The 21,272-nt window shown below is 52.9% G+C and carries 16 protein-coding genes; 7 read left to right on the top strand and 9 right to left on the bottom strand.

Annotated features, from left to right (window positions below; genetic code table 11):
* Positions 1 to 21: 21 nt before the first annotated feature.
* From H4F65_RS07875 to H4F65_RS07860, 4 genes are all read left to right on the top strand, one after another.
* Positions 22 to 2,175, top strand: a complete 2,154-nt coding sequence (locus H4F65_RS07875) for a carbon starvation CstA family protein (RefSeq protein WP_039319290.1) — start codon at positions 22 to 24, stop codon at positions 2,173 to 2,175.
* A 145-nt stretch (positions 2,176 to 2,320) separates the two neighbouring features.
* On the top strand, positions 2,321 to 2,524 hold the full coding sequence (locus H4F65_RS07870) for a YbdD/YjiX family protein (protein WP_005976130.1): 204 nt from the start codon (positions 2,321 to 2,323) through the stop codon (positions 2,522 to 2,524).
* Between the two features lie 16 nt (positions 2,525 to 2,540).
* Entirely contained in the window at positions 2,541 to 3,527 is a 987-nt protein-coding gene (yjiA, locus tag H4F65_RS07865; protein WP_039319287.1) for a GTPase, read from the top strand.
* A 281-nt stretch (positions 3,528 to 3,808) separates the two neighbouring features.
* Positions 3,809 to 5,191 (top strand): glycoside hydrolase family 28 protein, encoded by a 1,383-nt coding sequence (locus tag H4F65_RS07860; protein WP_010284069.1) that lies wholly within the window; start codon positions 3,809 to 3,811, stop codon positions 5,189 to 5,191.
* 233 nt (positions 5,192 to 5,424) lie between these two features.
* Here the strand turns inward: H4F65_RS07860 and ybaK are convergent, their stop codons facing one another.
* The 3 genes from ybaK to copA all read right to left on the bottom strand — a co-directional run bounded on the left by ybaK (position 5,425) and on the right by copA (position 9,693).
* Positions 5,425 to 5,904, bottom strand: coding sequence for a Cys-tRNA(Pro)/Cys-tRNA(Cys) deacylase YbaK (gene ybaK, locus H4F65_RS07855; RefSeq protein WP_005976136.1), 480 nt, complete (start codon positions 5,902 to 5,904; stop codon positions 5,425 to 5,427).
* Positions 5,905 to 5,973: 69 nt separating this feature from the next.
* Positions 5,974 to 6,792, bottom strand: a complete 819-nt coding sequence (locus H4F65_RS07850; RefSeq protein ID WP_010284071.1) for a TraB/GumN family protein — start codon at positions 6,790 to 6,792, stop codon at positions 5,974 to 5,976.
* 174 nt (positions 6,793 to 6,966) lie between these two features.
* Positions 6,967 to 9,693 (bottom strand): copper-exporting P-type ATPase CopA, encoded by a 2,727-nt coding sequence (copA, locus tag H4F65_RS07845; protein ID WP_205536106.1) that lies wholly within the window; start codon positions 9,691 to 9,693, stop codon positions 6,967 to 6,969.
* 117 nt (positions 9,694 to 9,810) lie between these two features.
* On the opposite strand from copA, the gene cueR reads away from it, so the two are divergent.
* The gene (gene cueR / locus H4F65_RS07840) at positions 9,811 to 10,218 is read left to right on the top strand and encodes a Cu(I)-responsive transcriptional regulator (RefSeq protein ID WP_010284076.1); all 408 of its coding nucleotides are present in this window, start codon (positions 9,811 to 9,813) and stop codon (positions 10,216 to 10,218) included.
* Between the two features lie 36 nt (positions 10,219 to 10,254).
* Here the strand turns inward: cueR and H4F65_RS07835 are convergent, their stop codons facing one another.
* The 6 genes from H4F65_RS07835 to ubiG all read right to left on the bottom strand — a co-directional run bounded on the left by H4F65_RS07835 (position 10,255) and on the right by ubiG (position 16,636).
* Positions 10,255 to 10,710, bottom strand: coding sequence for an NfeD family protein (locus H4F65_RS07835; RefSeq protein ID WP_010284077.1), 456 nt, complete (start codon positions 10,708 to 10,710; stop codon positions 10,255 to 10,257).
* Positions 10,710 to 11,624 carry an SPFH domain-containing protein gene (locus tag H4F65_RS07830; protein WP_010284078.1) on the bottom strand — a complete coding sequence of 305 codons (915 nt, stop codon included), beginning with the start codon at positions 11,622 to 11,624 and terminating at the stop codon, positions 10,710 to 10,712. The genes H4F65_RS07835 and H4F65_RS07830 overlap by 1 nt, the downstream gene beginning before the upstream one ends.
* A 140-nt stretch (positions 11,625 to 11,764) precedes the next feature.
* Entirely contained in the window at positions 11,765 to 12,025 is a 261-nt protein-coding gene (gene yfaE, locus H4F65_RS07825) for a class I ribonucleotide reductase maintenance protein YfaE (protein ID WP_010284079.1), read from the bottom strand.
* Positions 12,026 to 12,028: 3 nt separating this feature from the next.
* A complete protein-coding gene (nrdB, locus tag H4F65_RS07820) occupies positions 12,029 to 13,159 on the bottom strand; it encodes a class Ia ribonucleoside-diphosphate reductase subunit beta (RefSeq protein ID WP_010284080.1) in 1,131 nt (376 codons plus the stop codon).
* 122 nt (positions 13,160 to 13,281) lie between these two features.
* Positions 13,282 to 15,567 (bottom strand): class 1a ribonucleoside-diphosphate reductase subunit alpha, encoded by a 2,286-nt coding sequence (nrdA, locus tag H4F65_RS07815; RefSeq protein WP_010284084.1) that lies wholly within the window; start codon positions 15,565 to 15,567, stop codon positions 13,282 to 13,284.
* A 349-nt stretch (positions 15,568 to 15,916) separates the two neighbouring features.
* Complete coding sequence (gene ubiG, locus H4F65_RS07810) at positions 15,917 to 16,636, bottom strand: bifunctional 2-polyprenyl-6-hydroxyphenol methylase/3-demethylubiquinol 3-O-methyltransferase UbiG (protein ID WP_010284087.1); 720 nt, start codon at positions 16,634 to 16,636, stop codon at positions 15,917 to 15,919.
* An 81-nt stretch (positions 16,637 to 16,717) separates the two neighbouring features.
* Between ubiG and H4F65_RS07805 the strand changes: the two genes are divergently transcribed.
* Positions 16,718 to 18,271 carry an amidohydrolase gene (locus H4F65_RS07805; protein ID WP_010284089.1) on the top strand — a complete coding sequence of 518 codons (1,554 nt, stop codon included), beginning with the start codon at positions 16,718 to 16,720 and terminating at the stop codon, positions 18,269 to 18,271.
* Positions 18,272 to 18,553: 282 nt separating this feature from the next.
* On the top strand, positions 18,554 to 21,193 hold the full coding sequence (gene gyrA, locus H4F65_RS07800) for a DNA topoisomerase (ATP-hydrolyzing) subunit A (RefSeq protein ID WP_010284092.1): 2,640 nt from the start codon (positions 18,554 to 18,556) through the stop codon (positions 21,191 to 21,193).
* Positions 21,194 to 21,272: the final 79 nt, after the last annotated feature.

Genomic DNA, 21,272 nt, shown 5'->3' with positions numbered 1-21,272 from the left:
TTTTTAATTGAAGGATGTCTTATGAAGAGCAGTTCCATTCTTAAACACATCCCCTGGATGATTCTTGGAATCATCGGGGCTGCCTGCCTTGGCGTAGTCGCACTACGCCGCGGTGAGCATATCAGTGCATTATGGATTATTGTTGCTTCTGTCGCCGTTTACCTCGTGGCTTATCGATACTACAGCCTGTATATCGCACAAAAAGTCATGCAGTTAGATCCGACCAGAGCAACCCCCGCCGTTGTGAATAACGACGGTCTTAACTATGTGCCGACGAACCGTAACGTCCTGTTCGGGCACCACTTTGCCGCTATCGCAGGGGCAGGGCCGCTGGTTGGGCCGGTGCTGGCCGCGCAGGTCGGCTACTTGCCGGGCACCTTATGGCTGCTGGGTGGCGTGGTGTTGGCGGGGGCCGTGCAGGACTTCATGGTTCTGTTTATTTCGACCCGTCGTAACGGCGCGTCGTTAGGCGAAATCGTTAAGAAGGAATTAGGCCCGGTACCGGGTACGATTGCGCTGTTCGGCTGCTTCCTTATCATGATCATCATTCTTGCCGTGCTGGCGTTGATCGTGGTGAAAGCACTGGCAGAAAGTCCGTGGGGCGTCTTTACCGTGTGTTCTACGGTGCCGATCGCGCTGTTTATGGGCGTTTACATGCGCTTTATCCGTCCGGGTAAAGTCGGTGAAATCTCGGTGATCGGGATCGTGCTGCTGGTGTTGGCAATCTGGTTTGGTGGCGTAGTGGCACATGACCCGTACTGGGGCCCGGCGCTGACCTTCAAAGATACGACCATCACCTACACGCTGATTGGCTATGCCTTCGTGTCCGCACTGCTGCCAGTATGGTTGATTCTGGCACCGCGTGACTATCTGGCGACCTTCCTGAAAATTGGTGTCATCGTCGGTCTGGCGATTGGTATCGTAATTCTGAATCCTGACCTGAAAATGCCAGCGGTAACGCAGTTTGTGGATGGTACTGGTCCGGTCTGGAAAGGTACGCTGTTCCCGTTCCTGTTTATTACTATCGCCTGTGGTGCCGTATCTGGTTTCCACGCGCTGATTGCGTCCGGTACTACGCCGAAATTGATGGCTAACGAAAACGATGCGCGTTTCATCGGTTACGGTGCCATGCTGATGGAGTCTTTCGTGGCAGTGATGGCGCTGGTTGCGGCGTCTATCATCGAGCCGGGTCTGTACTTCGCAATGAATACCCCGCCGGCGGCGTTGGGTATTACGATGCCGGATCTGCACCGTCTGGGTACAGCAGATGCGCCGATGATTCTGGCACAGTTGCAGGACGTATCCGCACACGCGGCGGCGACCGTGAGCTCCTGGGGCTTCGTGATTTCTCCTGAGCAGATTCTGCAAACGGCGAAAGACATAGGTGAACCTTCCGTTCTGAACCGTGCAGGCGGTGCACCTACGCTGGCTGTCGGTATCGCACACGTGTTCCACCAGATCATTCCTGGTGCAGACATGGGCTTCTGGTATCACTTCGGTATTCTATTTGAAGCGCTGTTCATTCTGACAGCACTGGATGCGGGTACGCGTGCTGGTCGTTTCATGCTGCAAGATCTGTTGGGTAACTTCGTTCCGTTCCTGAAGAAAACCGATTCTCTGGTTGCTGGTATGATCGGTACGGCGGGCTGCGTCGGTCTGTGGGGCTACCTGCTGTATCAAGGTGTGGTTGATCCACTGGGCGGCGTGAAGAGCCTGTGGCCGTTGTTCGGTATCTCTAACCAGATGCTGGCTGCCGTGGCGCTTATTCTGGGTACGGTTATCCTGATTAAGATGAAACGTACGCAGTACATCTGGGTAACGCTGGTTCCGGCGATTTGGCTGCTGATTTGTACTACCTGGGCGCTGGGTCTGAAACTGTTCAGCGACAATCCTCAGTTGGAAGGCTTCTTCTACATGGCTAACATGTTCAAGGGCAAAATTGCGGAAGGCGGTGCCGAGCTAAGCGCGCAGCAGATTTCGAACATGAACCATATCGTGACTAACAACTATACCAACGCCGGTCTGAGCATTCTGTTCCTGATCGTGGTGTACAGCATTATTGCGTACGGTATTAAAGCGGCACTGGCTGCACGTAAAGTGGCTGAGCGTACCGATCAGGAAACCCCGTATGTTCCGGTTCCTGAAGGTGGCGTGAAAGTCTCTTCCGGCCACTAAGCGATTCACGCCCGTCAGATTTTGCGAGACAGCTAGCAAGGCTGAACGTGAAAGATGACGGGTACAGATACCCTGTATAATGTATAACGTTATACAGGGTATTTTTTATCTAGCCGCTATTGCAGGCGATGGTCTGGAGGTAATGATGTTTGGCAATCTGGGAAAAGCAGGAAAATATTTGGGCCAGGCGGCGCGTATGCTGGTCGGTATGCCAGATTATGATACCTATGTGCAGCATATGCAGACTAATCATCCCGATAAACCTGCGATGACGTACGAAGAATTCTTCCGCGAACGCCAGCAGGCGCGTTACGGTGGAGATGGCAAAGGCGGGATGCGCTGCTGTTAACGACTTGGGACCTGTTATGACTCAACCTTTATCATCTGATGTGACTAAACCCGTGTATGTCACCATTCTGACCGGGTTTCTCGGTGCAGGAAAAACGACCTTATTACGGCATATTCTGAATGCCGAGCACGGCTACAAGATTGCCGTGATTGAAAACGAATTCGGCGAAGTCCCGATTGATAATACGTTAATCGGCGAACGGGCCAGCCAGATTACGACGCTGAGCAACGGCTGCATCTGCTGCACGCAGTCTAATGAGCTGGCCGATGCGCTGCTCGATCTGGTCGATGGCGTGGATAACGGCACGTTGGATTTTGATCACGTCATCATTGAATGCACCGGTATGGCCGATCCAGGGCCGGTGGCGCAGACCTTCTTCTCGCATGACGTTATCTGTGAACGCTTTGTTCTGGACGGGATTATCACGCTGGTGGATGCCGTACATGCGCAGCAACAGCTCGATCAGTTCACCATCGCCCAGTCGCAGATTGGCTATGCTGACCGCATACTGCTAACCAAAACCGACGTGGCAGCCGAAGACGAAACGCTGCTACCGCGCCTCCAGCGTATCAATGCGCGTGCACCGATCTACCCTGTGGTACATGGCGATATCGATCTGAGCGTGCTGTTTAACATCGACGGTTTTGTCCTCAGCGACAAGCTGGACGTGAAAACGCCCGTATTTCGCTTTGTTGCTCCCACGCAAAATAACGTGCAATCGATTGTTGTGTATCTCGAGAAGGCGGTTGAGCTTCAGTCTGTTTCCGATGTGATGGAAAACCTGCTGCTGCAATTTTCCGATAATCTGCTGCGTTATAAAGGTATTCTGGCCATCAACGGTGATGACCGTCGCCTGCTGTTTCAGGGCGTTCAGCGCTTGTATAGCGCTGACTGGGACAGAGAATGGCAGCCTGATGAAGAAAGAAAGAGCGTGCTGGTGTTTATCGGTGTGGATTTACCTGAACAGGAAATCCGTGACGCTTTCGCTCGCCTGACGGCATAACGCTATTTATCTTCTCTGTGCTGGTCGCTCAGGCCAGCACGATTTCCCTCGGTCCTACTTTCTTCTGCCTCCCTTGCATGGTTTACGTGATGCACAGCCTGACAAGGTCGGCCTCTGCCATACGTAAATTTTCTTGGTGTGAATAGGGCAATTGCACTAAAAAAATCCTACCTTATTGTAATTATTACGAATACATCTAAAACGTGATCACCTCTCGATTTTTAATGGAATAGGAGTGGTATTTTATTAAAACGATATTTCATTTTTTAGTGAGGTTAAGTATGCGTAGTGGTCTTGCCCTGTCATTAATGGCTTCCTGCATCACGTTGGGTATTCAAGCGGGTATCGCACAAGCGGCCAGTTCAGTGAAATTTCCCGATAAAACCTGTGACGTAACGCAATACGGGGCCGAAGGCCACCGCCTACAGATCGCACTGAATACCCAGGCTTTCCAGAAAGCCATTGATGATTGTGCTGCGGCCGGTGGCGGAACGGTACACGTTCCTCGTGGTAACTATCTGGTCGATCCGCTGTTCCTGAAAAGTAACATCAGACTAGATCTGGCAAAAGATGCGACCATCGTGGCGTCGACCGAAGAAGCGGCGTATCGCGCGACGGAAAAAACTAAGTACGCTGAAGCGGAAAATGGTTGGCTTCCTTTTATCAGTATTGCCGATGCACAGAATGTGGCTATCACTGGGCAGGGCACGATTGATGGACAAGGTGCTGTCTGGTGGGAACGCTGGCGTGAGAATATTCGCGCAACCGGTAAGAAAGGCGGCACCGATCGTCCACGTCTGATTTATATCAAAAGCTCTAGTAACGTGCTGGTGGACGGCGTTACGCTCACGCATTCCCCGAGTTTCCACGTTGTGATGCGTTACTCGCATGATGTGGATGTGAACGGTACTCGGATTTTGTCGCCGTGGCATGCGCCAAATACCGATGCTATCGACCCAATCGACAGCCAGAATATCCGTATCACCAACAACTATATCGACTGTAATGATGACCATATCGCGATAAAAGCCGAGAAGCCGGATAGCCGCTTCCCGAATGGCGTCGTGGATAACATCTATATTGCCAACAACATCCTGAAGCAGGGGCGCGGCATCTCTATCGGCAGCGAAACCTCCGGTGGCGTGAATAACGTGCTGGTCGAAAATAACCAGTTCGAAGGTTCCATGTACGGTATTCGTATTAAAACCTTGCGCGGTAAAGGCGGTGAAGTGAAAAACATCACCTACCGTAATACCAAAATGGTGGATGTCGAGATCCCGCTGGTCTTTGCCGCTTACTACAAAGCTGCGCCGATTGTGCAGGCTGAAGTAGACAAGATGCTGGCCGAAGGCGGCTTCACGATGGGTGAGCAAATTTACCCGCCGGATACCGATCCAGAGCAGCTGTTTGATCAGTACAAGACGCCGCATTTCAGCAATGTGACGATCGAGAATCTGGAGTCGACCGGTAAGACCAAGGCCGCCGCGTACATTATCGGCGTACCAGAAGCGCCGCTCAGTGGTTTCCACTTTGATAACGTGCGGATTGATGCGGATAAAGGCATTCGTGTAAGGAATGCGGAGCTGCAAACCAAAGGCCTGACGCTGAATGTGAAAGAAGGCCCGGTGATGCAGCTGGATAAAGGGGCGAAAGTCGATCAGTAATAGATTATACCCTAAATAATTCGAGTTTCAGGAAGGCGGCAAGGGAAGGCATCCCGATGAGCTTACTCAAGTAAGTGATTCGGGTGACTGAGAGCAGCCAACGCACATGCAACTTGAAGTATGACGAGTATATGAAGCGGTAGCAGGGGACACACTGGCCGTGGAGTCCTCTGCTATCTGCTTCGTTTTGATGCTACATCGCTTGGCTGGTTATGTTCGTTTAATGGCGTGCACTAATCATGCTTGGCGATATCGGCAAAGGTGGCGCGCAGCAGGCGTGCCAGATCGTCGGCTGACAGCTCAATATCCAATCCACGTTTACCACCGGAAATGAAAATAGTACCGAACTGGCGAGCTGGTTCATCAATCACGGTCGGCAGCAGTTTCTTTTGCCCCAGCGGGCTGATTCCACCTACCAGATAACCTGTTACGCGCTGAGCGATGACTGGATCGGCCATATCGGCTTTTTTGGCCGACAGCGCGCGAGCGACTTTCTTGAGATCCAGCATGCCGGCGACTGGCGTGACGGCCACGGCGAGATTTTTCGCATCACCATTCAGAGAAACAAGCAGCGTTTTATATACCTGTTCTTTATTCAGCCCCAGCTTTCTGGCCGCTTCTTCGCCAAAATTGGTTTCGTCGCTGTCGTGGTGGTAGCTGTGTAGCGTAAAGGCGACCTTGTTCTTTTCGAGCAGATTGACTGCGGGTGTCATGATTTCACTATCCTTAACCCTGTAGCGGGCTTTATCTTGCGGACGCGGTTACGCGCCATAATGTGTTTTTCATGGAATTGCGGTATGACCGTTTTTGAGCAGCGTGGGTAAATTCTCATCGCCATACAGATGCAGTGCACCTACGGCCACAACATAATTGCCGGGTGGCAACGCCTGAAGCTGCTGTTGCCAGCGGCGATTACGCTGCCCCATCAGCAGGTCGGTCATTTCATTGCTGAACGTCGCGGGGATATCCGGCGTATATTTACCGGGCCTGCTGTCTAGCCACCAACCGACCATCGTTTGTAGCAAATGCGCGTTGGTGCGCCAGTGTTTAATCGTATCCTCTAGCAACAGCAGGCCGCCCTGCGGCAGTTGTTGTAATAAATCAACCTGCGTCTGCTGTCCTTCCAGCTCGATAACCTGAATACCGTGAGATTTCGCGGCGTTAATCAACTGATAATCGATGCCATAGTCGGGACGTAAGCCCAGCAACTGCGCCTGTCTTGCTTGCAGCATCAGCGCGGCCTGCCAGGCTGGAAGCGTACTGATATTGCTCTCATCGAAAGAGAGCGACTCGCAAATTTTTTGCAGTTGGTGATAGTTTTCCGGGCTGAGGCGCAGCATGAGCGGCGGCTCGGCGTCACTGTGGCCGAAGGGGGAGTGTGAATCGGATATATCAGCTTCGACGATAAGCGCGGTCGCCTGCCGGAGCTGTTGCAGCAGCGTATCGGGCAGCGGTGCCATATCTTTGCTACCCATATGAATACTACCGACCAGATGCAGCTGCCGTTCATTGGCAAGCTGAACGTCTATCGCCGGGTAGGCATAAGCCAGCGGTGAGATAAAGCCAAGAAAAGTCGCGATTCTGCGCAGCAGTTGCCCCATTGATTCCGTCTCCTGATGTGGAATAACTATGCTAAACGCTAGATGCGGAACAATACAAGGTATACCGAAGCTGGAGTGAGCGCGGTGGAATTGGCCTGATTGCAGCGGTAAAAATCGTGACGATATTTGGCATAAGGAAAACGCGGCACGTTGTTGAGACGTGCCGCGTTTGCATTACTGACGTTTAGGTTTAAAACGCAGCAGGCGGTTGGCGTTGCTGACCACCGTGATGGAGGAGAGCGCCATAGCGGCACCGGCCACTACCGGACTGAGTAGCGTTCCAGTCAGCGGATAGAGTACGCCCGCAGCAATGGGAATCCCCAACGAGTTATAGATAAACGCGCCCAGCAGGTTTTGCTTCATATTGCGCAGCGTGGCATTGGAGAGCGCCAGCGCATCGGCGACGCCGTGCAGGCTGTGGCGCATCAGCGTGATAGCGGCGGTTTCAATCGCAATATCGCTGCCGCCGCCCATCGCGATGCCGACATCGGCCTGTGCTAGTGCCGGAGCATCGTTGATTCCATCGCCAATCATCGCCACACGTTTGCCCTGAGCCTGTAGTTTTTTGATGGCCTCTGCTTTGCCGTCTGGCAGCACCCCGGCAATCACCTGATCGATACCCGCATCTTTCGCGATGCTCTTCGCCGTGAGCGGGTTGTCCCCCGTTAGCATGACGAGCTGGTAGCCCTGCTGGTGGAGGCGCTGCAAGGCGCTGACGCTATCCGTTCGCAGCGGATCGTGGATGGATAACACCGCAATGATGTGACCATCCGCCGCAAGCAATACCGGCGTGATGCCACGCTGAGCCTGTTCATTGATCAGCGCTTCACCTTCGGTGATATCGACCTGATGCTGTTTAAGTAGAGCTGGATTCCCCAGCAGCAGCAGGTCGGCGTCGCCGATCTTGCCGCTGACGCCAAGACCGCGCAGCGTACGGAACTTCTCGGCTGGGGTGAGCGGCAGATTTTCTGCGCGTTCAAGAATCGCTTTTGCCAGCGGGTGATTTGAGCCTTGCTCCAGCGAAGCCGCCCAGGCCAGCGCCTGTGCTTCCGTCACGTCACCGAAGGTATGAACCTCTACAACGCGCGGCTGCCCTTCGGTTAGCGTGCCGGTTTTGTCAAACACCAGCACATCCAGCTTGCTGGCCTGCTGCAAGGCATCGGCATCACGCACCAGCACGCCAAACTCTGCGGCCCGTCCGACGCCGGAAATAATCGACATCGGCGTTGCCAGCCCAAGTGCACAGGGGCAGGCAATGATCAGAACGGTCGTGACGATAATGAGCGTGTAGACCACCTGCGGCTGCGGCCCCACGAAGAACCAGATCGCGCCACTGAGAAGCGCGATAGCCACGACGACGGGAACAAACACGGCAGAAATACGATCCGCCAACTGGCCGATAGCGGGTTTGCTGCTTTGCGCCTGCCTGACTAGTCGGATGATGCGCGATAGGGTGGTTTGGTTGCCGATTGCGTCTGCACGAAAAAGGACGCTGCCGTCGGAAACCAGCGTGCCTGCGTGAACCGTATCGCCGGACGTTTTGGATTGCGGGATCGGTTCTCCGGTCAGCATGGCTTCATCCACCCACACTTCACCTTGCAAAATCTCACCGTCGACAGGAATACGATCGCCGGTTGTCAGGCGCAGCGTCATGCCGGACTGCACGTCGGACAACGGAATGGATTTTTCACCTTCCGGCGTCACGACGCGGGCGGTGGGGGGCGTTAAATCCAGCAGACGTTCCAACGCACGAGAAGATCGCTGACGAGCGCGCTGTTCTAGTGCGTGACCGAGGTTGATTAAACCGATGATCATCGCGCTGGCTTCGTAGTAAAGGTGACGCGCCGCCATCGGGAAAAGGTCCGGCCACAGGTTAACGGTAATAGAGTAAAGCCAGGCGGCACCGGTTCCCAGCGCGACCAACGTATCCATGGTAGCCGTGCCATTTTTCAGGCTACGCCAGGCGTTACGGTAAAAGTGACTGCCAGCGAACACCATCACCGCCAGCGTCAAAATACCGATGACCAGCCACGGTGTTTGGCTTTCTGGCGTCAGACTCATGCTACCGCCCAGCACGCCCCACAGCATCAGCGGAACACCAAGCAGTAACCCCAGCGCGGCTTGCCATTGGAAACGACGAATCGCCTGCTGAGCCGTTTGCTGCTGGCGCGCGCGGCGTTCTTCTTCGTCCTGAATAATTTCCGCGCCATAGCCCGCTTGCTCAACGGCGGCAATCAGCGCTTCCGGCTCGGCATGACCGCTGACCAACGCGCTGCGTTCGGCCAGATTGACGCGCGCCTGCGTGACGCCGCTGACGTTTTGCAGCGCCGTCTGTACACGGTTTACGCAGCTGGCGCAGCTCATGCCCTGAAGCAGGAGCTGCACGCTGTCGTCATCGCGGGTGGCGTGTATTGTCGTTGCCGGAAGAATATTCTCGGCCGCTGGCAGCGCTTCCGGCGTTGTCGCTACCTGTGCCAGCGGCTCAGTTTTTGGGTGAACATTCTCCTGCACGCTGGCGTGATAGCCGGCTTCTTCAATGGCACTAATTAGTGTCGTGGCTTCAACGTTGCCATACACGGTTGCTTGCTCTTTGGTGACATCCGTTGCCACGACGCCTGGAATGGCTTCCAGCACTTTACGCGTAGCGGCGACGCAGTGGTTGCAGCTCAGGCCGGAAAGTTGGAGGGACACATCTGGTGTAGTAGCAAGCTGTGCTTCGTAGCCAGCTTGCTCAATGGTGTCGATCAACGTTTGCGAATCAACGTCGCCGCTGACGCTGGCGTACTGTTGGGTGACGTCGGTTTGTTCGACCGCAGGCAGCGCGTCCAATGCTTTTTTAACGCGTTGGACACAGTGTCCGCAGGTCAGTCCCTGCAATGACAACAAGACAGTTTGTGACATAGTAATTTTTCTCCCGTGATCACAGCCGGCGGCGAAAGACGTTGACCAGCAATCTGATTTCTACTAGTTATTGGGTAAGGTAAACCTTCTAGCAAGGGGAGGGTCAAGGGGGAAATCATGAATATCAGTGATGTTGCGAAAAAAACCGGTCTTAGCAGTAAAACCATTCGCTTCTATGAAGAGAAAGAACTTCTGACTACGCCGCTGCGTTCTGAAAATGGTTACCGCAGCTACGATGATCATCATGTCGAAGAACTGACGCTGCTGCGTCAGGCGCGTCAGGTTGGTTTTAATCTGGATGAATGCCGAGAGCTGGTGACGTTATTTAACGATCCGCTGCGGCGAAGTGCGGATGTCAAAGCGCGAACCTTGCAGAAAGTGCAGGAAATCGAGATGCATATCGAAGAGCTGAAAACGATGCGTGAACATTTACTGGCGCTGGCAGAACAGTGCCCGGGGGATGGGGGAGCAGACTGTCCGATAATCAATAATCTGGCGGGTTGTTGTCAAAAGAGAAAAGAGTGATAAAGGGGAGACAGGCTCCCCCAATAATGCGTTATGCTAGCGCTCAACCGGTCGCACATGCAGCGTGATACCATCAATGGCAATCACTTCAACAGGCGTACCGACGGGCAGATCCTGTTCTGATTTCACGCGCCAACTGCTGTCACCGATGTTTACCCGCCCGAAACCGTTGATCACCGGATCGGTCAGCGTAGCACGCAGGCCAATCAGCTGCTGTCCGCGCTGGTTGAGTGTCGATTGCGGGCGTGACAGCGTCCGTTTACGCAGCCAATACCACCAGAGCAGTGCCGTGACGATCGTCAGAATGGCAAAAATCGTTCCCTGCCATGGCCAGCCCATCGGCATGACCCACGTTAGTAGCCCAACCAATACCGCCGATAAACCGCTCCACAGTAAATAACCACTGGCACCCAGCATTTCGGCGGCTAACAGCAGGCCGCCGAGCGACAGCCAGAACCAGTGCGCATTTTCCATCACCAGTTCAATGCCCATTATTGACCTCGGCTATCTTTGCTGTCTTTAATCAGCTCCGTAATCCCACCGATGGCCCCCATCAGGTTGCTGGCTTCCAGCGGCATCATGATCACTTTGCTGTTATTAGAAGAACCAATCTGCTGCAACGCATCAGTATATTTCTGTGCAACAAAGTAGTTAATCGCCTGAATGTTACCTGCTGCGATGGCCTCGGACACCATTTTGGTCGCCTGTGCTTCTGCTTCCGCCGCACGTTCACGTGCTTCTGCTTCCAGGAACGCAGACTGACGCAAGCCTTCTGCTTTCAGGATCTGTGACTGCTTTTCCCCTTCGGCTTTCAGGATAGCGGCCTGACGTACCCCTTCGGCTTCCAGAATATCGGCGCGTTTGTTACGTTCCGCTTTCATCTGCGCGTTCATCGCAGCAATCAGTTCTGCTGGCGGGCGCACGTCACGGATCTCAATACGCGTTATTTTAATGCCCCACGGGTTAGTGGCTTCATCGACAATGTGCAGCAGGCGGGTGTTAATGCTATCGCGCTGAGACAGCATCTCATCCAGCTCCATGGAACCCAGCACCGTACGGAAGTTGGTCATGGTGAGGTTTACGATAGCCTGTTCCAGATTGCTAACTTCATAGGCGGCGCGTGCGGGATCAATTACCTGAATAAAGCAGACGGCATCAATGGCTACATTGGCATTATCGCGAGAGATAATTTCCTGAGAGGGAATATCCAGCACCTGTTCCATCATATTAATTTTGCGGCCGATGCGATCCATAAACGGCACGACCAGATTCAGCCCCGGCATCAGCGTTTTGGTATAGCGACCAAACCGTTCCACAGTCCATTGATATCCCTGAGGTACGACTTTGATGCCTGACCAGACGATGATAAGTGCAACAAAGATCAAAATAGGAATGACGGTGAGCATGTTTTAAAACCTCCAGGTTGTTTTATTTCAGTCAAAAGACGATTTCAGCGGGTAGTGTAACTCACTTGAGTATGAATGCGGGCAGGAAATACGCCCGCCAGCGCGAGCGATAGGGTGATTAGCCTATGGGGAGAAGGGGGCTAAATATCGAGTTCGATGTCGCCCTGCGGCATACAGCAGCAGGGGAGGATTTCATCCTGTTGGATGCAGGCCAGCGGGGTTTGCCGATACGCTACTCTGCCTTTTACCAGACGCAGCCGACAGGAACCGCAATAGCCTGAGCGGCACTGATATTCAATGCTGACGCGGTTAGATTCCAGCACATCCAGCAGGGAAGGGCCGTCGTCTGAACAGGAAAACTGCGCACCGGATGTGCGCAGCGTGATCGTTGGATTGCTCATCGATTACAGCTGGAAATCGCTCAGATCGTCGTCGCTGATTTCTGAATCGATCTGACCGACCAGATAGGAGCTGACTTCAACTTCCTGTGGCGCGACCTGTACGTTATCGGACACCAGCCAGGCGTTGATCCACGGGATGGGGTTGGTGCGCGTCTGGAACGGCAGCGGTAGCCCAACCGCCTGCATGCGGATGTTGGTGATGTATTCCACGTACTGGCACAGAATATCTTTGTTCAGGCCAATCATTGAGCCGTCGCGGAACAGGTATTCAGCCCACTCTTTTTCTTGCTGAGCAGCAAGCACGAACAGGTCATAACACTCTTGCTGACACTCTTCGGCAATCTGCGCCATTTCTGGGTCGTCATGGCCAGAACGCATCAGGTTCAGCATGTGCTGCGTGCCGGTCAGATGCAGCGCTTCATCACGGGCAATCAGCTTGATGATTTTGGCGTTGCCTTCCATCAGTTCGCGTTCTGCAAAAGCGAAGGAGCAGGCGAAGCTGACGTAGAAGCGAATCGCTTCCAGCGCGTTCACGCTCATCAAACAGATATACAACTGCTTTTTCAGCGTATGCAGATTCACGGTCACGGTCTTGCCATTAACCTGATGTGTCCCTTCACCCAGCAGATGGTAGTAGCTGGTCATCTCAATCAGCGAGTCGTAGTAACCGGAGATATCCTTGGCACGTTTCAGAATCTCTTCGTTCGTTACGATATCGTCAAATACCAGCGACGGATCGTTCACGATATTACGAATGATGTGCGTGTAGGAGCGTGAGTGAATGGTTTCCGAGAACGCCCAGGTTTCCACCCAGGTTTCCAGCTCAGGGATAGAAATCAGCGGCAACAGCGCCACGTTCGGGCTACGTCCCTGAATGGAATCCAGCAGCGTTTGGTATTTCAGGTTGCTGATGAAGATATGCTTTTCATGATCGGGCAGTGCCTGATAGTCGATGCGATCGCGGGACACGTCGACTTCTTCTGGACGCCAGAAGAAGGACAACTGTTTTTCGATCAGCTTTTCGAAAATTTCATATTTTTGCTGATCGAAACGCGCCACGTTAACTGACTGACCGAAGAACATCGGTTCGAGCAGTTGGTCATTTTTGTTCTGTGAAAAAGTGCTATAGGCCATGAGTCTCTCCAAAAAAATGCCGTGAGCATTTTTTAACGCCGCGTGTGAAGGCCCATAAGGGGCGAGCTGCGACGCCTGCTATAAAAGATGAAAGGCTGCATCGGCAGCCTTTCATTATTGGCTTAAATCTTACACGCGCCGCCTTCGCAGCCGTCATCCTGTGGTTCTGCTAACAGGTCGTCTTGTGCGTCTTCAGCGCCGTCACGGGTGTTTTGGTAATACAGCGTTTTAACACCGAATTTGTAGGCCGTGACCAGATCTTTCAGCAACTGTTTCATCGGTACTCGACCTGATGGGAAACGTGACGGATCGTAATTGGTATTGGAGGAGATCGCCTGATCGACAAACTTCTGCATCAGACCCACCAGTTGCAGATAGCCGTCGTTATTTGGCATATCCCACAGCAGTTCGTAAGCATCTTTCAGCGTTTCGTACTCTGGCACAACCTGGCGCAGAATGCCGTCTTTGGACGCTTTGACGCTGATATGGCCGCGCGGTGGTTCAATACCGTTGGTGGCGTTGGAGATCTGAGATGACGTCTCAGACGGCATCAGCGCGGACAGCGTGGAGTTACGCAGACCGTACGCTTTGATGTCATTACGCAGTGCTTCCCAGTCGAGATGCAGCGGTTCGTTACAGATCGCATCCAGATCGCGCTTATAGGTATCGATAGGCAGAATACCCTGCGAATAGGTGGTTTCATTGAACCACGGGCAGGCGCCTTGTTCGCGTGCCAGCACATTCGACGCCTTCAACAGATAGTACTGAATAGCTTCAAACGTTTTGTGTGTCAGGCCGTTGGCGCTGCCGTCGGAGTAACGCACGCCATTTTTCGCCAGATAGTACGCGAAGTTGATCACGCCAATACCCAGCGTACGGCGACCCATTGCACCACGCTCTGCCGCGGTAATCGGGTAATCCTGATAATCCAGCAGGGCATCCAGCGCGCGCACGGCCAGTGTCGCCAGCTCTTCCAGATCGTCTAAGCTGTTGATAGCACCGAGGTTGAAAGCCGACAGCGTACACAGCGCGATTTCACCGTTTTCATCATTCACGTCGTTCAGCGGCTTGGTCGGCAGTGCGATTTCCAGACACAGGTTGGACTGGCGAACGGGCGCAATCTGCGGATCGAACGGGCTGTGCGTGTTGCAGTGGTCAACGTTCTGAATGTAGATGCGGCCCGTAGAAGCACGTTCCTGCATCATCAGGGAGAACAGTTCGACCGCTTTGATGCGCTGTTTGCGGATGCTGGCATCTTGCTCATATTGCACATACAGGCGCTCGAATTCATCCTGATCGGCGAAGAAGGCATCGTACAGTCCAGGTACGTCAGATGGGCTGAACAGCGTGATGTCTTCACCTTTTACCAGACGTTGATACATCAGTTTGTTCAGCTGCACGCCGTAGTCGAGGTGACGAACGCGGTTGCCTTCTACGCCACGGTTGTTTTTCAGCACCAGCAGGCTTTCCACTTCCAGATGCCACAGCGGATAGAACAGCGTGGCGGCCCCGCCGCGTACGCCGCCCTGAGAGCAGGATTTCACTGCCGTCTGGAAGTGTTTATAGAAAGGAATACAGCCAGTGTGGAATGCTTCACCGCCGCGAATTGGGCTGCCGAGCGCACGGATGCGGCCCGCGTTGATGCCGATACCGGCACGCTGGGAAACGTATTTTACGATCGCGCTGGAGGTCGCGTTGATGGAATCCAGACTGTCGCCGCATTCGATCAGCACGCAAGAGCTGAACTGACGCGTTGGCGTACGCACGCCCGCCATGATTGGCGTCGGCAGAGAAATTTTGAACGTAGAGATCGCGTCATAAAAACGTTTAACGTAATCCAGACGCGTTTCGCGTGGGTAGCCGGAGAACAGGCAGGCGGCGACCAGAATGTACAGGAACTGGGCACTTTCGTAGATATCACCGGTGACGCGGTTTTGTACCAGGTATTTCCCTTCCAGCTGTTTCACCGCCGCATAGGAGAAATTCATGTCACGCCAGTGATCGATGAAAGCGTCCATCTGGGCAAATTCTTCCTGGCTATAGTCTTCCAGCAGGTGTTTGTCGTACTTGCCCAGTTCTACCATCTTGGTGACGTGCGTCAGCAGAGCAGGCGGCTCAAACTGGCCGTAGGCTTTCTTACGCAGATGGAATATTGCCAGACGCGCGGCCAGATATTGATAATCCGGGCTTTCGCGTGAGATCAGATCGGCTGCGGCCTTAATGATGGTTTCATGGATATCAGAGGTTTTGATGCTGTCATAAAACTGAATGTGTGAACGCAGTTCGACCTGAGAAACGGAGACATTGTGTAAACCTTCTGCGGCCCAGGTAATGACGCGGTGGATTTTATCCAAATTGATTTTTTCTTTACTGCCATCGCGTTTGGTAACGAGCAAGCTCTGGTTCATGTTGGGATTTACCTGTTGGTGAAAATAAAAAATATCCCCTGTTTATTCACAGAATTGCCTCTGTGACTAACTCTGTGGATAAATACTAGATATAGATATTTTTTGATAAGTGGCTACTACATCGTGAGTATTCTAGTCTGGATTCGTTTGAGTACAAGGCTTGATTTTGATGTTGATTTCAGGTTGCCGAACCGTTGGTTTCTCGAAATCCTGATTTTGTAAGGGCTAAGAGGATGTCAATATTCTGTAAAAAAAATAAGTCGTGGTCATTTTGTTGGTTTTTCAGGTAAAACCTGGAAAATTGCGCGGTGAAAAACCACGCAATTTTTAAGAGTATTCTTAATCGATTCTATTTGTCGTGCCGAGTGTGCAGCATGTAGTTCACGTCCACGTTTGGACCCAGTTTAAAATGGTCTGTCAGCGGGTTGTAATGCAGCCCGGTGATATGCTTTTCACGCAGTGGTGTACTGTCAACCCAGTGCATCAGTTCCGCCGGGCGGATGAATTTCTTAATGTCGTGCGTGCCGCGTGGCACCATTTTTAGCACGTACTCGGCACCGATAACGGCCATCATCCACGCTTTCGCATTACGGTTGATGGTGGAGAAAAAGACGTGCCCGCCGGGTTTGACCAATCTGGCGCAGGCCTGCACCACGGATTGCGGATCGGGAACGTGCTCCAGCATTTCCATACAGGTGACGACATCGTAGAGGCCCGGATGCGCGTGTGCATGCGCTTCTACCGTTTCCTGCACGTAATCGACGGCGACGCCGCTTTCTAGTGCATGCAAACGTGCGACCTGCAACGGTTCTGCGCCCATATCGAGCCCGGTGACGTCCGCGCCTTCACGCGCCATGCTTTCGGCCAAAATACCGCCGCCGCAGCCGACATCCAGCACTTTCTTGCCGAACAGGCCTTCGGCGTGTTGCGAAATATAGCCCAGACGCAGCGGGTTAATGCGGTGCAAGGGTTTGAATTCACCTTCTAAATCCCACCAGCGTGAAGCGATAGCCTCAAATTTGGCAATCTCCTGATGGTCAACGTTCGGAGTTTGATTTTCTACATTCATGTGTTCTGGCCTTCGTTAGCTCAATCTTGGACTGGGTCTATGATACCGAAAAATGTCACTGCTAAGGTAGGGTGGTCACCAATGTGGCTAGCTTATCTTTTATGTCGCATGGCGGCGCTGTTGGCTCCGCACCTGGCATTGGCATTTGATGTAGATCATGGTGTCATGATACGGAAAAAAGAAATATATACCCGTTTAAAGGAGCTGATTTTAAGGATAGCCATGAAGAATCGATTTAACGTTTCCCGCCCCAAAAAAGTCTCTCTGCTCATTTCTTTATTTTTCTTAGGGTTAACGAGTCTTCAGCCATCAAGCCTGGCGAGTGTAAACAAGTCGTCTCCATCGGTTACCGATGCGTTTGCGGTCAGTGACAATGAGTTGGGTGCGTTACACGATGAAATAGAAAAAAGGTCGCAAGCAATCGAGAAAAAGCTCATCGCGTGGCGACAGGATATTCATCAACATCCTGAATTGGGCAATCTAGAGACTCGGACCGCTGCGCGGGTAGCCGAACACCTGCGCTCACTGGGTATGGATGTAAAAACGGGAGTCGCAGTTACGGGTGTTGTCGGTACACTTCAGGGTGGAAAACCCGGCCGAGTAGTGGCGCTTAGAGCAGATATGGATGCGCTTCCAGTAAAAGAACAAGCCGGCCTGCCGTTTTCATCTAAGGCAAAGGGGAGTTATCTGGGAACAGAAGTCGATCTGATGCATGCCTGTGGTCACGATACGCATACCGCGATACTGATGGCAACGGCAGAAGTGCTTGCAGGCATGAAGGATAAATTGCCCGGTACAGTAAAATTCATTTTCCAGCCGGCTGAAGAAGGTCCTGCGAATTTCGAGCCAGATGGAAAGCGATCGTGGGGCGCTAAAATGATGGTGCAGGAAGGGGTAATGGACAACCCGAAAGTCGATGCCATCTTTGGACTACATGTGACCAGCGTCTTGCCAACTGGCTGGCTAGCGTGGCGCCCAGGGGCGGTAACGTCGGCTGCGGATACCTTTAGTATTGATGTCAAAGGTAAGCAAACGCACGGTGCATTACCTTGGCAGGGCGTTGATCCTATCGTGGTAGGGTCACAGATCGTGATGGGTATTCAAACGATTATTAGCAGGCAAAGTAATATCATGAAGGAACCCGCTGTCATTACGGTGGGAACTTTCAATGGGGGCAACAGAACCAATATTATCCCTGAAGAGGTGAAAATGACGGGGTCAATTCGCAGCTATAACGAAGATATGCGAAAAGATATCCATCATCGATTGCAGCATACTGTCGGGCACATTGCGGAAAGCGCTGGTGCCAAGGGCGTTATTAACATCATGGAGCTATATGATGCGGTTAACAACGATGCTGAGCTGACGAAGCAAATGTCGTCCACCTTACAGCGGGTTGCAGGACCGGGGAAATTCGCAGTACCGGATAAGGTGACGGCATCCGAGGATTTTTCATTTTATCAGCAAAAAGCGCCAGGTTTATTCTTCAACCTGGGTGTCACGCCGCCAGGCACCGATCCCGTGACGGCTCCCGCAAACCACTCGCCTTTATTTTATGTCGATGAGGCTGCCCTGCTGACAGGGGTTCGTGCGATGTCTAACTTGACGGTAGATTATCTGTTCTCTGCTAAATGATTGCTTAACGTAATAAATAATAGGGGGTGTTTATTTTCACCCCTTTATCATGCCAGATTTGCCAGCATCAATGCGCTGAATGCGTCGTCGCCTGGGTACTACGTTGTATCACGTGATTCGCTTTACGTTTCTCAGTTAGTCCACCTGTAGGGTTATATTCGGGGAGTTTCCCCGAAACGGCGCTTTGTGATATAATTTTTCACCTTTTGAACAGTTCACCTTATCTGAACGGTTCACTTTTCTGAACACGGGTAGATGCCTAAATAGAGGGATAGCGGCTCCATGAGCGACCTTGCCAGAGAAATCACACCGGTCAACATTGAAGAAGAGCTGAAAAGCTCGTATCTGGATTATGCGATGTCCGTTATTGTCGGGCGTGCATTACCAGATGTTCGTGATGGACTGAAACCGGTACACCGCCGCGTACTGTATGCGATGAGCGTACTGGGTAACGACTGGAACAAACCGTATAAAAAATCCGCCCGTGTCGTCGGGGATGTCATCGGTAAATACCACCCACACGGCGACTCTGCCGTTTATGAAACCATCGTACGTATGGCGCAGCCTTTCTCACTGCGTTACATGCTGGTCGATGGTCAGGGCAACTTCGGTTCGATTGACGGCGACTCCGCTGCGGCAATGCGTTATACCGAAATTCGCATGTCGAAAATTGCTCATGAACTGCTGGCCGATCTGGAAAAAGAGACGGTCGATTTTGTGCCGAACTATGACGGCACCGAGCAGATTCCTGACGTCATGCCTACGCGTATTCCCAACCTGCTGGTTAACGGTTCTTCCGGTATCGCAGTCGGGATGGCAACGAACATTCCACCGCACAACCTGACGGAAGTCGTGAACGGCTGTCTGGCGTATATCGACGATGAAAACATCAGCCTTGAAGGGCTGATGGAACACATCAAAGGCCCAGATTTCCCAACGGCGGCGATCATCAATGGCCGACGCGGCATTGAAGAAGCCTATCGCACCGGGCGCGGCAAAATTTATATCCGTGCGCGTGCTGAGGTAGAAGCGGACGCGAAAACCGGACGTGAAACCATCATCGTGCATGAAATTCCGTATCAGGTGAACAAAGCGCGCCTGATCGAGAAAATTGCCGAGCTGGTCAAAGACAAACGTATCGAAGGCATTAGCGCACTGCGTGACGAATCCGATAAAGACGGTATGCGTATCGTCATCGAGATTAAGCGTGACGCCGTGGGCGAAGTGGTACTGAATAATCTGTATTCCCAGACGCAGCTTCAGACGTCATTCGGCATCAACATGGTCGCTCTGCATCAGGGCCAGCCGAAGATCATGCCGCTGAAGGACATTCTGGTTGCGTTTGTGCGCCACCGCCGTGAAGTGGTGACGCGTCGTACCATTTTTGAACTGCGTAAAGCCCGTGACCGTGCCCATATCCTGGAAGGTCTGGCGATTGCGCTGGCGAACATCGATCCGATTATCGAACTGATTCGCCGTGCTCCATCACCTGCTGAAGCGAAAGCTGCGCTGATCGCACAGGCGTGGGAACTGGGCAGTGTGGCTGCGATGCTGGAACGTGCGGGCGATGATGCTGCGCGTCCAGAGTGGCTGGAGCCGGAATACGGTATCCGTGACGGTCGCTACTACCTGACGGAACAGCAGGCGCAGGCGATTCTGGATCTGCGTTTGCAGAAGCTGACCGGCATGGAGCACGAGAAGCTGCTGGATGAATATAAAGCGTTGCTGGCGGAAATTGCCGAGCTGCTTTATATCCTCAATAGTCCTGAGCGCCTGATGGAAGTCATCCGCGAAGAGCTGGAAGCGATCAAAACGCAATACAGCGACGAACGTCGTACGGAAATCACGGCGAACACCGCTGACATCAACATCGAAGATCTGATCAACCAGGAAGATGTTGTCGTTACGCTGTCTCACCAAGGTTACGTGAAGTATCAGCCACTGAGCGACTATGAAGCCCAGCGTCGCGGTGGTCGTGGCAAGTCTGCTGCTCGTATTAAAGAAGAAGACTTTATCGATCGCCTGCTGGTGGCTAACACCCACGACACGATTCTGTGCTTCTCCAGCCGTGGTCGCTTGTACTGGATGAAGGTGTACCAATTGCCTGAAGCCAGCCGCGGTGCGCGCGGTCGTCCGATCGTCAACCTGCTGCCGCTTGAGCCGAATGAGCGTATTACCGCGATTCTGCCGGTGCGTGAATACGAAGAAGGCCGCCATATCTTCATGGCAACCGCGAGCGGTACCGTGAAGAAAACGGCGCTGACGGAATTCAGCCGTCCACGTAGTGCGGGGATCATCGCGGTTAACCTGAATGAAGGTGACGAGCTGATTGGCGTTGACCTGACCGACGGTAGCGATGAAGCGATGCTGTTCTCTGCGGAAGGCAAAGTGGTTCGCTTCTCCGAGCAGGCGGTGCGTTCCATGGGCCGTACGGCAACGGGTGTCCGTGGTATCAATCTACAAGGCGAAGATCGTGTCGTTTCTCTGATCATTCCTCGCGGCGAAGGCGATATCCTGACCGTCACGCAAAATGGCTTTGGTAAGCGTACTGCCGTGAGCGAATACCCGACCAAGTCGCGTGCGACGAAAGGGGTTATCTCTATCAAGGTCAGCGAACGTAACGGTAAAGTGGTTGGCGCGGTTCAGGTTGATGCCGCAGACCAGATCATGATGATCACCGATGCGGGAACGCTGGTGCGGACGCGCGTGTCTGAAGTCAGTATCGTTGGGCGTAACACGCAGGGTGTCACGCTGATTCGTACGGCGGAAGACGAACATGTTGTCGGCCTGCAACGCGTTGCCGAGCCAGTAGAAGATGAAGAGCTGGATGGCGTGGTAAAAGTTGAAGGCGAAGTTGCCGAAGACGATGATGCTATCGACGACATTGATGGCGATGATGATATCGCTGAAGATGACGAATAAGCCTTTTCATTAAACCGAAATGAGTAGAGTAAGCCAGCGCGATGCGCTGGCTTTTTTTATCGACTCTCGGTAGTGTATC

It is taken from the genome of Pectobacterium brasiliense (assembly GCF_016950255.1).
Lineage (GTDB): Bacteria > Pseudomonadota > Gammaproteobacteria > Enterobacterales > Enterobacteriaceae > Pectobacterium > Pectobacterium brasiliense.
The sequence above is the reverse complement of the archived record's forward strand: the minus strand, read 5'-3'. Positions and strand labels throughout refer to the sequence as shown.

Excerpts from the sequence above, each read along its gene's own strand:
- yfaE (WP_010284079.1), bottom strand. The coding sequence starts at position 12,025 with ATGAGCAATCCAACGATCACGCTGCGCACATCCGGTGCGCAGTTTTCC.
- H4F65_RS07835 (WP_010284077.1), bottom strand. The coding sequence starts at position 10,710 with ATGGGCATTGAACTGGTGATGGAAAATGCGCACTGGTTCTGGCTGTCG.
- H4F65_RS07860 (WP_010284069.1), top strand. The coding sequence starts at position 3,809 with ATGCGTAGTGGTCTTGCCCTGTCATTAATGGCTTCCTGCATCACGTTG.
- H4F65_RS07870 (WP_005976130.1), top strand. The coding sequence starts at position 2,321 with ATGTTTGGCAATCTGGGAAAAGCAGGAAAATATTTGGGCCAGGCGGCG.
- copA (WP_205536106.1), bottom strand. The coding sequence starts at position 9,693 with ATGTCACAAACTGTCTTGTTGTCATTGCAGGGACTGACCTGCGGACAC.
- cueR (WP_010284076.1), top strand. The coding sequence starts at position 9,811 with ATGAATATCAGTGATGTTGCGAAAAAAACCGGTCTTAGCAGTAAAACC.
- gyrA (WP_010284092.1), top strand. The coding sequence starts at position 18,554 with ATGAGCGACCTTGCCAGAGAAATCACACCGGTCAACATTGAAGAAGAG.
- H4F65_RS07830 (WP_010284078.1), bottom strand. The coding sequence starts at position 11,624 with ATGCTCACCGTCATTCCTATTTTGATCTTTGTTGCACTTATCATCGTC.
- nrdB (WP_010284080.1), bottom strand. The coding sequence starts at position 13,159 with ATGGCCTATAGCACTTTTTCACAGAACAAAAATGACCAACTGCTCGAA.
- H4F65_RS07805 (WP_010284089.1), top strand. The coding sequence starts at position 16,718 with ATGTGGCTAGCTTATCTTTTATGTCGCATGGCGGCGCTGTTGGCTCCG.
- yjiA (WP_039319287.1), top strand. The coding sequence starts at position 2,541 with ATGACTCAACCTTTATCATCTGATGTGACTAAACCCGTGTATGTCACC.
- ybaK (WP_005976136.1), bottom strand. The coding sequence starts at position 5,904 with ATGACACCCGCAGTCAATCTGCTCGAAAAGAACAAGGTCGCCTTTACG.
- H4F65_RS07850 (WP_010284071.1), bottom strand. The coding sequence starts at position 6,792 with ATGGGGCAACTGCTGCGCAGAATCGCGACTTTTCTTGGCTTTATCTCA.
- H4F65_RS07875 (WP_039319290.1), top strand. The coding sequence starts at position 22 with ATGAAGAGCAGTTCCATTCTTAAACACATCCCCTGGATGATTCTTGGA.
- nrdA (WP_010284084.1), bottom strand. The coding sequence starts at position 15,567 with ATGAACCAGAGCTTGCTCGTTACCAAACGCGATGGCAGTAAAGAAAAA.
- ubiG (WP_010284087.1), bottom strand. The coding sequence starts at position 16,636 with ATGAATGTAGAAAATCAAACTCCGAACGTTGACCATCAGGAGATTGCC.